Annotated in this window: 1 protein-coding gene; it reads left to right on the forward strand. The window is 66.0% G+C overall.

Annotated features, from left to right (window positions below):
* Positions 1 to 244 precede the first annotated feature (244 nt).
* The gene (locus tag ACOOGG_RS00485; RefSeq protein ID WP_420431176.1) at positions 245 to 1,180 is read left to right on the forward strand and encodes a hypothetical protein; all 936 of its coding nucleotides are present in this window, start codon (positions 245 to 247) and stop codon (positions 1,178 to 1,180) included.
* Positions 1,181 to 1,278 lie beyond the last annotated feature (98 nt).

The following is a 1,278-nucleotide window of genomic DNA, read 5'->3' on the forward strand; positions in this document are numbered from 1 at the left end:
CTTACCGTAGCCAGCCGGAGGCCGACATCAGAGCCGACATCTCCTCTCGCCTCGACGAGATCGTGGACGCCTTGGTGACATGACGCAGAGCGTCGCCATTCATTTCCCCATGAAGATGGTGAAATGGCCCAACAGGTAGCTATCGAAGGCGGCCCCGACGAGGTAGAGGCCTACCTGCGGGAACGGGGCATGACCGACGGGCTGCCCATCGTTCCCCCCACCCCCGAGCGGGTCGCCGCCGCGGGTGGCGGCTTCGGGGCTGCCCGCCGACCATGCGGTGGGCGACATACCTCCTCTGAACGCTGCGGCCACCGTGGAGAAGATCGCGGTCAACGCGGTGATGGCGGGATGCCCGCCCGAGGTGATGCCGGTGCTCGTCGCCGCCATCGACGCCTTCTGCGACCCGCAGATGAACGCCCACGGGGTTCAGACCACCACCAACCCGGTGGGGCCGATGTTGGTGGTCAACGGCCCGATCCGCAACCGGCTGGGCTTCAACTTCGGCGCGGGGTGCTTTGGGCCAGGGTCGCACACCAACGCCACCGTGGGACGAGCCCTGAGGCTGGCCCTGGTGAACATAGGCGGGGCCACCCCCGGAGAGGTGGACAAGGCCCCGCTGGGCTGGCCGGGCAAAGCCACCTCACTGTGCGTGGCCGAGAACGAGGAAGCCTCCCCGTGGCCGCCGTATCACGTCGATTTGGGGTTCAAGGCCGACGAAGACGTGGTGACAGTGCTGGCCGTGAACGGCATGTGGCCCATCACCGACATGCACCACGAGGCCGAACAGGTGCTGCACCATGTGACCCACGGCCTGGCCATCAGCGGGCCGTGCGGGGGCCACGACGCCCCAAACCCCTTCCCGACTGTGCTGGTGATGAGCCCGGTCATCGCCGAAATGGTGGCCGGCTTGTTGCCCACCAAACAGGAGCTTCAGGAGCACCTCTTTGCCGAGGCCCGGGTACCGCTGGACTTCTACCCGCCCTACCGTCGACAGCCCACCAGAGATGTGCTCGAAAAAATGGGAGTGGCCGTCGAGAACGACCGGGTGCCGATCGTGCCCTCTGCCGACTACTTCGTGGTCCTAGTGGCCGGCGGCGCGGGCGGGCTTCAGTCAGCAGGGCTGTCGTGCATGTTGGGCATGCCCTCCAGCCGCCCGATTCTCAGCGATCCCGGAGGCTGAGCAACTAGATCAGTGGACCTCGAGGCCAAGTTGCTCGAATATCTCAGCTCGGCGGTCCTCGTAGGTTTCCTCGTCCATTCCCCCGGACTGGTATTTCT

This window comes from Candidatus Poriferisocius sp., from assembly GCF_965214065.1.
Taxonomy (GTDB): Bacteria; Actinomycetota; Acidimicrobiia; order Acidimicrobiales; family Bin134; genus Poriferisocius.